Source organism: Tenacibaculum sp. SG-28 (assembly GCF_002954385.1).
Taxonomy (GTDB): Bacteria; Bacteroidota; Bacteroidia; order Flavobacteriales; family Flavobacteriaceae; genus Polaribacter.
On record NZ_MQVY01000002.1, the window covers coordinates 489,413 to 503,153 of the forward strand.

The window sequence follows — 13,741 nt, forward strand, 5'->3', positions numbered from 1 at the left end:
TCTTATGAAGATAATTGTTCCAATGGCTGGAATAGGGTCTAGATTACGCCCACATACCCTAACAATACCAAAACCTTTAACCTTAATAGCAGGAAAATCTATAGTACAACGTTTGGTAGAAAACATCACCTCTGTGGTGGAAGAGCCCATCGATGAAATTGCATTTATCATAGGGCCAGCTTCCAAAGGTTTTCCCGCCGATACCGAGACTACCCTTCTACAAATAGCTTCTGAATTAGGAGCAAAAGGTAGAGTATATGTACAGCACACCGCAGAGGGAACGGCTCATGCCATTTATTGTGCAAAAGAATCTTTGAGTGGGCCGTGCATTGTGGCATATGCAGACACCCTATTCAAAGCAGATTTTACATTAGATGCCAATGCAGACGGAGCTATCTGGGTGAAAAAAGTGGAAGATCCAAGTGCTTTTGGAGTTGTTAAACTAGAAGATGGTTTTATCTCTGATTTTATTGAAAAGCCAAAAGATTTCATATCAGACCTCGCTATAATTGGCGTGTATTATTTTAAAGACGGTGCCAAACTAAGTGCTGAAATTCAATATCTTATCGATAATGATTTAAGAGAAAATGGAGAGTACCAAATAACCAATGTATTAGAGTCTCTAAAACAACAAGGTGCCAAATTTATACCCGGACAAGTTAACGCATGGATGGACTGTGGTAAAAAAGACCCAACAGTAGATACTAATAAGCAGATTCTAACGTTCGAACAAGAAGCTGGTAATAATCTTGTAGCTACAGATGTAATTCTTGAAAATGCCAAGATTATTGAGCCGTGCTACATCGGCAAGAACGTAACCCTAAAAAATACAACAATTGGGCCTCATGTTTCGATTGGGGAAAATAGTATTGTGGAAGACTCTACAATAGTTAATTCTCTTATTCAAAATAATGTGCAAATAAAAAATGCAACTTTAGATAAGGCAATGATTGGAAATTATGCAAAATATAACGGAAATTATACTTCAGTAAGTATTGGTGATTATACAGAACTCATATAAGGGCATAAAGAGCCGATCTAAAGAACGTAAAAAAACATTGCAGATAGTGCTTTGTTTTTTTCTTTTTTCTTGTTGAGTATAACCTCTACCTTGTTTTCGCAAGAAAACAGTATGGTGTCAGAAGAATTAAAGGAAGAAGAAAAAATAGAGTTTGAAACTTATTTTTTGATGCTATCACCAATAAGGCGATAAACAATTACGAAAAAGCAATTGAAAGTTTAGAAAAGTGCAACAGAATTCAAAAAAATAATATAGCGGTTTTATTTGAGTTATCTAAAAATTACGCAAAACTAGGCAGGAGGGAGGAAGCTGTAATTTTTGCTAAAAAAGCATTGCAAATTGCACCTAAAAATATATGGATATTAGAACATCAAGTATCCGTTTTGCGAAAAAATGATGCAATTGATGAGGCTATAGAGGTGCAGCGAGAAATCATACAATACTACCCGAATAAAAAACCGCAATTGGTATATCTATATCTTCAGAAAAACGATATTGCTACTGCCAAAAAACTTATGCAAGAATTAGAGAACACAAAATCTCTTACGCCCAGACTTCGAAATATTAAAAAGCAATTAAGCCAGCGGGAAGCGGCCTTTGAAATTAAAGAGTCAAAGAAAAAAACAACACCGAATACCTCTATTGAAAACCTTTTTAACACGTATAAATCTTTTGAATATTTAGAAGAATTACTGTTAAAATTAGATACCGATAACGATCCGAAACTCGGTACCTATAGCGAACAAGGATTAGCATTATTTCCAGCGCAACCACTAGTGTATTTGATGCAAGGAAGAGCTCTAAATAAATCTAGTAACTATGCAAAGGCTATAGAGATATTGCTTGGTGGTATCGATTTTATAATCGATAATAACGCTTTAGAAAGATCATTCTATGAAGAATTACTAAAGAGTTATCAAGGAATAGGAAATGAAGACAAAGCAAAAATATACAAAGCAAAATTAAAGCGATAATTCCAAAGAGGATCATATAGTACAAATGAGAGCACTTACATACATAGCTGTTTTTTTGATTGGGTTATCTTCTTGCAAATCTGCGAAGAACGCAGCTGAAAACTCGAGTAAATTAAAATCCGTGACTGCTAGAAAGGTTGTTAAAAAACACGTTTCTCAGAACTTCAATAAAGAAACAATCGACGCAAAAATGAAGGTTGTTTACAAGGATGCCAAAGATAATTTAAGCTTTTCGGTTCGAATGAAAATTAAAAAAGATGAAGTTATTTGGCTTAAAGCAACGAAGCTAATAACCCTTTTTAAAGCCGAAATAACACCAACAACAGTACGTTTTTACTCTCCGTATAAAAAGAATTATTTTGAGGGAGATTTTTCTATGTTAAAAGAACTATTAGGCACCGAAATTAATTTTAAACAGTTGCAAAATATCTTACTAGGCCAAGCAATACTCGATGTAAAAACTAACCGACAAGAGTTGGTAATTAGTGAAGAATCTTATGTATTATCGCCTAAAAAACAAATAGAACTATTTGATGTTTTTTTCTATGTGAATCCTAATAATTTTAAATTAAACCAACAATCTTTAATCAGGGCAAACAACCAACAAAGTTTGGATATAATGTACCCATCTTATCTCAAAAAAGACGGAGTAATACTACCAAATAAAATAAAGATTCTCGCAAGAGAAGATGTAAAATTTACGACAATTGATATTGGGCTTCGTTCTGTTAATTTTGACAGTAAATTAAATCTGTATTTTTCCATTCCTTCAGGGTATAAAAAAATTGAATTATAAATGAATAAATTTCTTTGTTATATCGCTCTTATATGTCTCTTGCCATGGAGTTTTTCTTCTTATGGACAAACGAGAAAAGAATTAGAAAAAAGAAGACAGAGTATAAAAAAAGAAATTAAACAGGTAAACAGTTTGATTTTTAAAACCAAAAAGAAAAAGAGTGATGCTCTTGAGGATTTAAATGATTTAAATCAAAAAATTAGTATTCGGGAACGACTTATAGAAACCATTGAACTTGAAGCAGATGTGTTGGAGAAGGAAATAAACTCTAACGAAAAAGAAATAAATAGGTATTCGGAGGAATTAGCTGGTTTAAAATCGGATTATGCCGCTATGGTTGTTAAAACAAACAAAAGTAAATCCCTGCAGAGTAGAACGATGTTTATCCTGTCTTCAAACAGTTTCTACCAGGCGTATAAGCGGTTAAAATACATGCAACAATATAACGAATTCCGAAAAAAACAAGGGGAAGAAATTATTGAAAAAACAGAGTACGTTACAAAACTTAACGATTCCTTAGCCACGAAATTATATACCAAAGAACGTTTGGTGGCAGAGGAAAAAACACAACAAGAGGCATTTGAAAACGACAAAAAGAACCAAGAAAATCTCCTAAAAAAAATAAAAAAACAAGAAAGTAGTTATCGTAAGTCTCTTTTGAAAAAGCAGAAAGAAGAGAAAAAAGTTACTGCCCAAATTGACAAGCTAATTAGGGAAGCAATTGCTAAGGCAAACAAAGCTAAAGGAGCAAAAAAATCTAGTGAATTTAGCTTAAATGCAGAAGAAAAAGTGCTACTTGCAAACTTCGAACAAAACAAAGGAAATTTACCTTGGCCGGTACAAGGAGTTATCACAAGAAAATATGGAATACAACCACATCCGTCATTTCCTGGTATCCAAATAAATAGTCCGGGATTACACATAGTAAGTAAGAAAGATTCGGATGCAAAAAGTATTTTTAACGGGAAAGTATTAGTTGTTCAAAAACATTCTGACGGAAGAAAATCGGTCTATGTGCAACACGGTAGTTACATTTCGACTTATAACAACTTGGAAAAAGTATACGTCAAAAAAGGAGACAACATAAAAACAAGTACAAAATTAGGAAAGATATTTACGGATAAAATAACTGGAAAGACAAAACTCATCTTTGTACTATATAAAAACACCAAACGCCTAAATCCATCTGTTTGGATTCAATAAAAACCTAGAAAAGTGAAAAACGCAGCAAATGTAGTCATCGTAACCACAGCTATTTTAGCTGTTTTAGTCATTGGAAAAGGGATAATAATCCCTTTTATTTTCGCAGTAATCTTTTGGTTTTTAACTCGTGAAATTCGAAAGACAATTTACAGAATTCCGTTTGCGAAAAAATACATACCAAAATGGCTCAGTAATATTATCGTTTTTAGTCTTATTGTAATGAGTTTTAGTTTTATGTCTGGAATTGTTACAAAAAGCATCTCTGATTTAACAGCCTCCTACCCAAAATACGAGGCCAATGTAGATAGAATCATAAAGAATATCAACTCTTATTTTAACGTAGACGTTATGAATTCTGTTAAAGTTCTTATTGGAAAATTCAATTACGGGGCATTTTTAGGCGATATAGCCAATGCAATAAGTGGTGTGCTTGGAGATACTTTTATGATCATAATTTATGCCTTATTTATTTTTCTAGAGGAATCTAGCTTTAAAAAAAAGTTAGTGAAATTATTCCAAAAAGATGACACGTCTTATTCGAATGTACTACATCTAATTACCAAAATTGAATATTCAGTATCCAACTACCTACGATTGAAAACCTATGTAAGTTTACTAACAGGTATACTGAGTTATATTGTTTTATTAATTGTCGGTGTTGATAGTGCACCTTTCTGGGCTTTTTTAATTTTTTTATTGAATTATATTCCAACGATTGGTTCACTAATAGCAACGGTTTTTCCTGCAGTTTTTAGCCTTTTTCAGTTTGGAGAGCTAACACCATTTATAATTGTTTTGGTTGCTGTAGGAAGTATTCAAGTAATTGTAGGGAATATCATAGAACCTAAAGTATTTGGAAAATCTCTAAATCTCAGTCCTTTGGTAACTATTTTATCATTGGCGATTTGGGGAAATATATGGGGCATAACGGGAATGGTTTTGAGTGTGCCAATAACTGTCATTATGATTATCGTTTTTTCACAATTTGAGTCTACTAAATCGGTGGCCATACTCTTATCCGAAAACGGAGAAATTGAAGAAATATAACCAGTAGCTATATTTATATAAAAAATATCTCTTACTGCTACCGTTTAGTATCCTTTAATATCGAGAATCTCTTTAGCAAGAACAATAGGATTGAATATATCTTCGTGTGGATACTTATTTCCTAAAAAATTTTTCAATACAACTTTGTTGGTATATTTTTTAAAAACTGTCATTCGTATTAAATTATTGTCAAGTAATAATTAAATTTTTACCATTTATATATTTTCTTGTAATACTACCTAAAAATGGTTGGTTATAAGAGGTTTAGAACATAATTTTGCGCCCGGAAAACAACAAATAGTATTATGAAAAGAAAATTACTTAAGGGGTCTAAAAGAATAATTAAAAACATGTCTGTAATTTTGACAGAAATCGGAAAAGGGGCCGGTTATGCCATTAAAAATTAAGACAATACTGTTTTTCTAAAAAAAATTATTCCAAGATCATCAAGGCCATAAATTAGATTTATGGCCCTTTTGTATGAATTATTCTTTACATTCAATTAAGATAATAGAAGCGTTAGCTTGTTTTTAACAAACAATTAGGTTTTGTAACACAAAATATACTTCTAGTTTAAAAATAGTGCTTTTAACTCTGTTGCCTCTTTGGGCTTCATTTTACCAGCGAGCACAAGACTAAGTTGTTTTCTTCGTAATGCACCGTCATAGCGCTCAATTTCTAGAGGTGTTTCCGGTTTCAACGATGGAATAGGCACCGGTTTACCTGTTTCGTCTACGGCTACAAAAGTGTAAATTCCCTCATTCACCTTTGTTTTCTCCCCAGACTGTCTATCTTCTATCCACACGTCTACATATACCTCCATAGAGGATGTAAAAGCTCTAGACACCTTAGCTTCAATGGTAACCACACTTCCAACTGGAACCGACTTTGTAAATGCAACGTGATTTACACTTGCAGTAACCACAATACGTCTCGAATGTCGCCTAGCAGCGATACTACATGCTCGGTCCATTCGTGCTAATAATTCTCCTCCAAATAGATTATCCAAATAATTAGTTTCTCCTGGTAAAACTAAATCCGTTAGGGTGGTTAAAGATTGTTTTGGTGTTTTTGTTTCCATGCCTTCAAATTTTTTGCAAAGATACAAAAGACCAAAAAGAGAGAGGTTTGATAACTGCTTTTATTTTTCTAAAAGCCAAACATCTACAGTATAATTTTGTCTAATGTCTTTTAGAGCAGTTCTAGCCGTTTCCAACTCTGTATAACTTCCAAATGCAACTTGAATCAATCCTAATGAATTCTCTCCCACTATGCGTGCGTCATAACCTAAGTTTTGTAAGCTCTCTAATTTTCGGGCAGCATTTTCTGAAGACTTAAAAGCTCCTGCAATTAAATGAAAAGAATAAGAATTTTCTTTGGTTACAGGAAGTTCTATTACCGGAAGGGGATTGCTAATTACAAAGGTAGCCGATTGAATTTGTTGCTCTTGATCGGAAGATAAATCAGTGCCAAGTTTGCTGTTTCCGTCGATATCTTGCATACCATTCCAGGTGATATAAGAAACACCGATAAAAACAGCAGCGACGGCAGCTTTTTTAACTAATGAAATTACAGGAATGGATTCTTTTTTATGTTCTGGTCGATTCGCAATGAGAACTGGCGCTTCCGATCTTTGAATTTCGGTAACCCCTGCCTCGGATAAACCAAATGCCTCTTTTAGAAAATTAGAAGTTTGATCTGGTTCAAATATTAATTTTTGATCCTTACTTAAACCTATCGAACCAATAGAAGCTAAAACCAGAGTTTTTATTTTTACTTCCTCATTCCAAATCGCAACTTCTTTCGAGATTTTAACAACTGCCGCTTCGAAAGAAATCTTATCTACAGCCGCGATATAATTTGCTAACAAGCCGTCATTATGTTGTAAATATGCATTAAAACTGACCTGCTTTCTAGGCGGATAAAAAGCAGTATTTTCATCATTCAAATTGGCGCTTATCCTATTGGTTACAAAACCACCAAAATTCGGTACGATAACACAATCGTATCGGTATAATAAATCTTTTATGTAGTTGGCTAATGTCATAGTAACAAATCTAATAATTTTATAGACTTGTGTTTGGTTTTTCTTCAATACTTATTAACAGTTTTTTGTATCTTGGAAATCAAATAATTGCACTATGAAAAAAGAAAAATTGTTAGCTATACTTAGGCTGCAAGTAGCTAAACACGTTGGAGATATTACTGCTAAAAAGCTTATCCATGCTACTGGAAGTCCTGAACAAATATTTCTAGAGAACCAACAAACTTTAGCAAAAATACCCGGAATTGGTAAACATACCATTGCATCACTATTAGATCCAAAGGCATACGAAAAAGCGATGCTTGAACTGGAATTCTTAGAGAACTCTGATTACACTTTTGTATATTATGAAGATGTGGATTACCCCACAAATTTAAAGCAATGTATCGATGCTCCTATACTAATTTTTAAAGATGGAAATATAGATTTTACATCCGACCGAATAATAGCAGTGGTTGGGACTAGAAATATGACCAATTACGGGAGAAATTTTTGTAAGAATCTCATAGAAAATCTCGCAGAATATAATCCAATAATTGTAAGTGGTTTCGCCTACGGAATAGATATATGTGCACACGATGCCGCGATAAAAAATAAACTTCAAAATATAGCAGTTTTAGCCCATGGCTTGGAGGAAATATATCCGAAAGCACATAAAAAATACATGCATGCAGTGCAACAAAATGGTGGTTTTATAACCGATTTCTGGCACGATGAAAAACCGATACGAGAACACTTTTTAAAACGAAATAGAATCGTAGCAGGGTTGGCTGATGCTACGGTGGTAATTGAATCTGCAGAAAAAGGTGGGTCTTTGGTAACTGCAGATATTGCAAACTCCTATAATCGCGAAGTTTTTGCGCTCGCCGGAAGACATAATGACGCATTTAGTAAAGGGTGTAACAATCTCATCAAAACAAACCAAGCACAACTTATCACTTCAGTGAATGATATAGTAGAGGCGTTAAATTGGGATATCCCAAAAAAGAACCTTCCGGTTCAACCCCTGTTATTCGATAATTTAACGGAAGAAGAACAAAAAATAGTTGACTTTTTAGTTGAAAATGACAAGCAAGACCTAGATACTATAGCTTTTTCCTGTAATATTCCTGTGTATAGAATGTCTCCGCTATTGCTAGGATTAGAGATGAAAGAGATAATAAAGCCCTTTCCAGGTAGATTATTTTCCGTGTAAACAAACAACTCTGCAAAAAATGAGCTAAGGCTTTTCGCAAAAGGATACTTAGTTTTGCTTACAAAAATAAGAATAGTTTAAAATAGATTATTTTTACAAAAAAGATATACATGTCATCCAATGAAAAATTAATGTCGCAGAAAAAGCCTGCGTTTCCTGTAATAAATCCTTTAAATGAGTATTTAGTGGAGCATAGCAGAAACATTAAAATACCCATTTTTTACGATGACTTACTTCGTTTCCAAGGATCAATCGTAGTTTACGATAAAAATGAAGAAGACACTTTGTGGGTAAGAACCTATTATTCAGAATTCGAAAGAGAAGAAATCGATCTAAGCTTAAAAAAAGTGTATACTCTACTGCATTCCAATGGTAATGAGGAAACTATTCCTTACTTAAATATTGATGCTATAGACTACTGTACTTTTGGAAATTCCAAACCTTTCCGCGTAAAAGTTAGAAATGTATTAAATGATAATTATACTCATTTTTACATCAAAAAAACAGATGCATCAAGAATTTATGGCTTGGAGTTAGAGCACATTTTATCGCCGTATAACCTCAACTTTTTGGTTTATAAAGACACCTTAATTGAAGAACATATTGCAGGAATTCCAGGGGACGATTTTATTCGTGATTTTCTACCAAAATGTACCGAGTCTGAAAAAGCCCAAATTGCAAAAGAGTTTGTAAAATTTAACGAAAGATGTATGATACGATTATTAGGAGATATGCGTTCCTATAATTATGTAATTGTACCTACGCATGATTTTGACCATGTGGTTTATAAAATAAGAGCTATCGACTTTGACCAACAGTGCTTTGAAGGGAAATTTAAAGTATACAATCCACAATTTTTTAAAGAAAATATTCGAATGGTTGCTTTAGTAGGTCAAAAACTACAAGAAGCCTCGATAAACCAATATAAAATCGAAGAGAGGTCTATTGTAGCGAAACGTATTCTAAGTTCTGAAACTCGTGTAAACGAACTAATAAATTGCATGAAAAAAGACGTAATTTCTTCAGAAAAAAATATTGATTTATTAAAAAATCAAATCTATAATTTTACAAAGGATGTACAATTTAAAAGAAGTAGCAATATGGGAGAAATCTTAGAGACTGCTTTAGAATTTGTAAAAAGAAATTACGAAAACATGCGTGTTTCTTAAAAAAATGCAATACTCACTTTTTGTGACATAAGTTTATATTCATGTCTTTATTTCTTACTTCGAATACTTTCTATACAAACCGCTGCTAAAATTAAACTACCTCCAATATAAGTATTTGTGGTAGGCATCTCTCCGAGAAATAAAGCAGCAAGAATAATACCAAAAACAGGTTGTATGCTTCCGATAATACCCGTTGTGGTTGCAGAAAAGAATTTTAAAGAATGTACCATTAAACTATGTCCTATTGCTGTAGTTATCAAACCTAACATTATCAAATAAGGAAGTTGGGATTGGATATCGGAAACATCTTTAATAAATAAAAAAGGAAAAAGACAAACTGCAACAATAACTGTTTGGTAAAACATTAGTAAAACCCCATTATACTCTAGTACATATTTTTTTAAAATAAGTATCCGAATAGCATAGGATACTGCAGAAAACAACCCAAAAACTACGCCTTGAAAACTTGAATTATCTAGGCTAAATTCGGGAGAAAGAATGAATAACCCTACAAAGACTAAAAGACCAAAAAAAGGTGTATTGGATTAAATTTTACCTTTAAAAAAAGTGGTTCTAAAAATGCAATTAGTACAGGAAACGTAAAAAGAGAAAGCATTCCTATTGCTACATTCGATAATTTTAGTGCATAAAAATAAGTAACCCAATGAATCGCCATTAGTATTCCACCAAGTAAAAAAGGAAGTTTATGCTTTGGAGACTTCACAGCAAGACTAACTTTATTTATCGTTAAATAAATACCCAAAAATATCATTGCTAAAAACGCTCTACACCAAATAATTACCTCCGTAGGCATCGCTATATATTTGCCCAATACTCCTGAAGTACTAATTAAGAAGGTTGCTAATAAAAGCCCTCCAATATTTTTAGTGTGATCTTTATTCATAGGTATTATCCAATAGATTTTAACACTGTTAGTGCTTTTGCAATTGAGTCAATTTTTATAAAAGTTACCAGTAAACGCAAACCTGTTTTGGTTTGTTTTTCTTTCATAACGCAACTCTTTGGATGCGTTTGAACGTATTGCAACATTTTTGAAAAAGCTTCCGTTTGGTAAAAATCACTTTGTTGATCGGCAACAAAATACCCCAATAATCTCTTTTGTTTTAAAATAACTTTCTCCAAGCCCATTTTCTTAGCAAGCCATTTAATTCGAACGCTATCTAATAAATCTGCTACCTGGGTAGGATATGGGCCAAATCTGTCGGTAATTTCTTGTTCAAAAACTTGTAATTCCTCCTCTGTTTCTAGTGTAGAAAGTTTGTTATATAAAATTAGTCTTTCACTTACAGAATTAACATAATCGTCTGGAAATAAAATTTCAAAATCGGTGTCAATTTGCACCTCTTTAACATACTCTTTAACGGTATCATGATCGATTGGATACAGATCTTTAAATTCATTCTCTTTTAGCTCCTCAATCGCCTCTTGTAAAATCTTTTGGTATGCATCAAAACCAATATCATTTATAAAGCCACTTTGTTCTCCACCTAGTAAATCTCCTGCACCACGTATTTCTAGATCCTTCATCGCAATGTGTAAACCACTTCCCAGATCAGAAAAAAGCTCTAATGCCTGAATCTTTTTTCTCGCGTCTTCCGTCATATGGTGATATGGAGGAGTTATAAAATAACAAAAAGCTTTTTATTAGATCGTCCTACGCGACCTCTCATCTGATGCAGATCGGATAGCCCAAAATTATTGGCATTATTTATAAATATAGTATTGGCATTCGGAACATCCAAGCCACTTTCAACAATAGTAGTAGCTACTAAAACGTCAAACTCATTATTCATAAAAGCAAGCATTAATTCCTCTAGCTTTTTACCTTCCATTTGTCCGTGACCAACAGCGATTTTCGCATCTGGTACAAGGCGTTGTAGTAAACCTGCTACCTCTTTTATATTTTCAATTCTATTGTGAATAAAATAAACTTGTCCTCCTCGTGAAATTTCATAAGAAACGGCATCGCGTATGGTGTCTTCCGTAAAACGTATCACATTAGTTTCGATGGGATGTCGATTCGGTGGAGGGGTTTTAATAACCGACAAATCCCTTGCTGCCATTAAACTAAACTGCAAGGTTCTTGGTATCGGTGTCGCTGTTAAGGTAAGCGTATCAACGTTTTCTTTAATTGTTTTAAGTTTGTCTTTTGCGGCAACTCCAAATTTCTGTTCTTCATCAATAATTAACAAGCCTAAATCTTTAAATTGAACATTTTTGTTGGTAAGTTGATGCGTTCCGATAACAATATCAACACTTCCGTTTGAAATCCCTTCTAAGACTCCTTTACGTTGTTTTGCTGTTCTAAATCTATTTAAATAATCTACAGTAACCGGAAACTCTTTTAAGCGTTTAGAAAAGGTTTTAAAATGTTGGAAAGCCAAAATAGTGGTTGGAACAAGTACCGCAACTTGTTTGCCGTTATCTACCGCTTTAAAAGCAGCTCTTATGGCAACTTCTGTTTTTCCAAAGCCAACATCTCCACAGACCAATCTATCCATAGGTTGTTCTCTTTCCATATCCCTTTTAACATCTTGGGTAGAAGAAAACTGATCTGGAGTATCTTCGTATAGAAAACTAGCTTCTAGTTCATGTTGCATGTGCGTATCCGGTCCAAAAGCAAAACCTTTCTCTAACCTTCTTTTTGCGTATAATTTTATGAGATTAAAAGCAATTTCTTTTACGCGTTTTTTTGTTTTCTGCTTTACTTTTTTCCAAGCGCCAGAGCCAAGTTTATATATTTTTGGTGGTTTTCCGTCTCTTCCATTAAATTTGGAAATTTTATGTAAAGAATGAATACTTACATACAAAATATCACGATCTCCATACACTAATTTTATCGCTTCCTGTTTTTTACCCTCAACATCAATTTTTTGTAAGCCTCCAAACTTTCCAACACCGTGATCTATATGTGTAACATAATCTCCAACTTCCAGTTTGGTAAGCTCCTGTAAGGTAATTGATTGTTTTTTTGCATAGCCATTTTTTAGGCGGAATTTATAATACCGTTCGAATATTTCGTGATCGGTATAACAAGCGATTTTAGCCTCTTCATCTACAAAACCTTGGTATAGAGGAAACACCAATGCTTGGTATGGAACAGTTTGATCAGCATCGTTAAAAATATCTTGAAATCGCTGTACTTGTTTGTCATTTGCACACAAAATAAAATTGGAAAACCCTTTAGCATCATTTTCTTTTAAATTATCAATCAGTAAGTTGAACTGTTTATTAAAAGAAGGTTGCGGTTTCATGTGAAAGCGAACATCTTTTTCCGGGTTTTCAGATTTTAATTCCGATCGAAAAGAAATTTCGGCTATGGTAAACGTTTGAAGCTGGGTCGTAATTTCTGTTCCGTTGCAAAACAATGTTTTCGGTTGCGCATGCTTAAGCTCTTTAGATAATGCAGCAAAAGCAGTTGTGGCTTTATCAAAAAATGCATCTAAACGATTGTTTAATTGTGTGCTATTTCTCACCAACACTACCGAGTCGTTAGGAATGTATTTTAAAAAACTTTCTCTGTGCTCTTGTAAAGTTTTGTTTTCTATATTTGGTATAATACTAACTTTCTTTAATTTTTCTTTAGAAAGTTGTGTTTCAACATCAAAACTTCGAATACTATCGATTTCATCACCAAAAAATTCAATTCGATACGGAATATCATTAGAAAAAGAAAATACATCAATAATACCTCCGCGTACCGAAAATTCACCTGGTTCGGTAACAAAATCTACGCGATTAAAATTATACTCAAAAAGAACCTCGTTAATAAAGTCGAGGGAAACTTGATCTCCAACAGAAACTTTAAGTGTGCTTTTTTCTAGTTCCTTTTTGGTTACTACCTTTTCGAATAAAGCAGCAGGATAGGTAACAATTACAGCAGGTTTTCTTCTAGAATTAATACGATTTAAAACCTCAGATCGAAGTAATACATTCGCATTATCCGTTTCCTCAATTTGATAGGGTCTTCGGTAAGAGCCAGGATAAAACAAAACATTCTTTTCACCTAATAATTGTTCTAAATCATTCAAGTAATATGCTGCTTCTTCTTTATCATTACAAATAAAAAGATAAGGTTTAACAACTTGCTTAAAAGACTCAGAAATTACAAAAGATAACGAAGATCCCACCAAATTCGTAATTTGAAATTGGTTTGCATCTTGTTTAAATTGCGCAACAATCTTTTTAACTTTAGAAGATTGTTGGTAATGATTAACAATGGTTTGCTTGCTCAACAGAAAAAAATTTGCACAAAAATAAGGCTATTATTA

General features: G+C 33.3%; 13 protein-coding genes. 7 read left to right on the forward strand and 6 right to left on the reverse strand.

Annotated features, from left to right (window positions below):
• Positions 1 to 4 precede the first annotated feature (4 nt).
• The 5 genes from BSU00_RS07140 to BSU00_RS07160 all read left to right on the forward strand — a co-directional run bounded on the left by BSU00_RS07140 (position 5) and on the right by BSU00_RS07160 (position 5,041).
• On the forward strand, positions 5 to 1,021 hold the full coding sequence (locus BSU00_RS07140) for a sugar phosphate nucleotidyltransferase (RefSeq protein ID WP_105003746.1): 1,017 nt from the start codon (positions 5 to 7) through the stop codon (positions 1,019 to 1,021).
• 251 nt (positions 1,022 to 1,272) lie between these two features.
• On the forward strand, positions 1,273 to 1,995 hold the full coding sequence (locus tag BSU00_RS07145) for a lipopolysaccharide assembly protein LapB (RefSeq protein ID WP_255402317.1): 723 nt from the start codon (positions 1,273 to 1,275) through the stop codon (positions 1,993 to 1,995).
• A 25-nt stretch (positions 1,996 to 2,020) separates the two neighbouring features.
• A complete protein-coding gene (locus tag BSU00_RS07150) occupies positions 2,021 to 2,791 on the forward strand; it encodes a DUF4292 domain-containing protein (protein ID WP_105003748.1) in 771 nt (256 codons plus the stop codon).
• The gene (locus tag BSU00_RS07155; RefSeq protein ID WP_105003749.1) at positions 2,792 to 3,994 is read left to right on the forward strand and encodes a murein hydrolase activator EnvC; all 1,203 of its coding nucleotides are present in this window, start codon (positions 2,792 to 2,794) and stop codon (positions 3,992 to 3,994) included.
• Between the two features lie 12 nt (positions 3,995 to 4,006).
• Entirely contained in the window at positions 4,007 to 5,041 is a 1,035-nt protein-coding gene (locus BSU00_RS07160) for an AI-2E family transporter (protein ID WP_105003750.1), read from the forward strand.
• A gap of 568 nt (positions 5,042 to 5,609) precedes the next feature.
• Here the strand turns inward: BSU00_RS07160 and BSU00_RS07165 are convergent.
• Positions 5,610 to 6,122, reverse strand: coding sequence for an acyl-CoA thioesterase (locus tag BSU00_RS07165; RefSeq protein WP_105003751.1), 513 nt, complete (start codon positions 6,120 to 6,122; stop codon positions 5,610 to 5,612).
• Positions 6,123 to 6,182: 60 nt separating this feature from the next.
• The gene (locus tag BSU00_RS07170; RefSeq protein WP_105003752.1) at positions 6,183 to 7,088 is read right to left on the reverse strand and encodes an SPOR domain-containing protein; all 906 of its coding nucleotides are present in this window, start codon (positions 7,086 to 7,088) and stop codon (positions 6,183 to 6,185) included.
• 94 nt (positions 7,089 to 7,182) lie between these two features.
• On the opposite strand from BSU00_RS07170, the gene dprA reads away from it, so the two are divergent.
• Together dprA and BSU00_RS07180 are read left to right on the forward strand one after the other, a co-directional pair.
• The gene (dprA, locus tag BSU00_RS07175; protein WP_105003753.1) at positions 7,183 to 8,280 is read left to right on the forward strand and encodes a DNA-processing protein DprA; all 1,098 of its coding nucleotides are present in this window, start codon (positions 7,183 to 7,185) and stop codon (positions 8,278 to 8,280) included.
• A 110-nt stretch (positions 8,281 to 8,390) separates the two neighbouring features.
• Positions 8,391 to 9,449, forward strand: a complete 1,059-nt coding sequence (locus BSU00_RS07180) for a hypothetical protein (protein ID WP_105003754.1) — start codon at positions 8,391 to 8,393, stop codon at positions 9,447 to 9,449.
• Positions 9,450 to 9,496: 47 nt separating this feature from the next.
• Here the strand turns inward: BSU00_RS07180 and BSU00_RS13960 are convergent, their stop codons facing one another.
• The 4 genes from BSU00_RS13960 to BSU00_RS07190 form a co-directional block, all read right to left on the reverse strand.
• Positions 9,497 to 9,892, reverse strand: a complete 396-nt coding sequence (locus BSU00_RS13960; RefSeq protein WP_369820284.1) for a DMT family transporter — start codon at positions 9,890 to 9,892, stop codon at positions 9,497 to 9,499.
• Positions 9,893 to 9,966: 74 nt separating this feature from the next.
• The gene (locus BSU00_RS13965) at positions 9,967 to 10,353 is read right to left on the reverse strand and encodes an EamA family transporter (protein WP_369820285.1); all 387 of its coding nucleotides are present in this window, start codon (positions 10,351 to 10,353) and stop codon (positions 9,967 to 9,969) included.
• A gap of 5 nt (positions 10,354 to 10,358) precedes the next feature.
• Positions 10,359 to 11,072, reverse strand: coding sequence for a TRCF domain-containing protein (locus BSU00_RS13970; RefSeq protein ID WP_369820286.1), 714 nt, complete (start codon positions 11,070 to 11,072; stop codon positions 10,359 to 10,361).
• Between the two features lie 17 nt (positions 11,073 to 11,089).
• Entirely contained in the window at positions 11,090 to 13,705 is a 2,616-nt protein-coding gene (locus BSU00_RS07190; protein ID WP_369820287.1) for a DEAD/DEAH box helicase, read from the reverse strand.
• Between the last annotated feature and the right edge of the window lie 36 nt (positions 13,706 to 13,741).

Bases quoted from the DNA above. Each gene is read 5' to 3' on its own strand.
- BSU00_RS07165 (WP_105003751.1), bottom strand. From the start codon at position 6,122: ATGGAAACAAAAACACCAAAACAATCTTTAACCACCCTAACGGATTTA.
- BSU00_RS07150 (WP_105003748.1), top strand. From the start codon at position 2,021: ATGAGAGCACTTACATACATAGCTGTTTTTTTGATTGGGTTATCTTCT.
- dprA (WP_105003753.1), top strand. From the start codon at position 7,183: ATGAAAAAAGAAAAATTGTTAGCTATACTTAGGCTGCAAGTAGCTAAA.
- BSU00_RS13965 (WP_369820285.1), bottom strand. From the start codon at position 10,353: ATGAATAAAGATCACACTAAAAATATTGGAGGGCTTTTATTAGCAACC.
- BSU00_RS07180 (WP_105003754.1), top strand. From the start codon at position 8,391: ATGTCATCCAATGAAAAATTAATGTCGCAGAAAAAGCCTGCGTTTCCT.
- BSU00_RS13970 (WP_369820286.1), bottom strand. From the start codon at position 11,072: ATGACGGAAGACGCGAGAAAAAAGATTCAGGCATTAGAGCTTTTTTCT.
- BSU00_RS07170 (WP_105003752.1), bottom strand. From the start codon at position 7,088: ATGACATTAGCCAACTACATAAAAGATTTATTATACCGATACGATTGT.
- BSU00_RS07140 (WP_105003746.1), top strand. From the start codon at position 5: ATGAAGATAATTGTTCCAATGGCTGGAATAGGGTCTAGATTACGCCCA.
- BSU00_RS07155 (WP_105003749.1), top strand. From the start codon at position 2,792: ATGAATAAATTTCTTTGTTATATCGCTCTTATATGTCTCTTGCCATGG.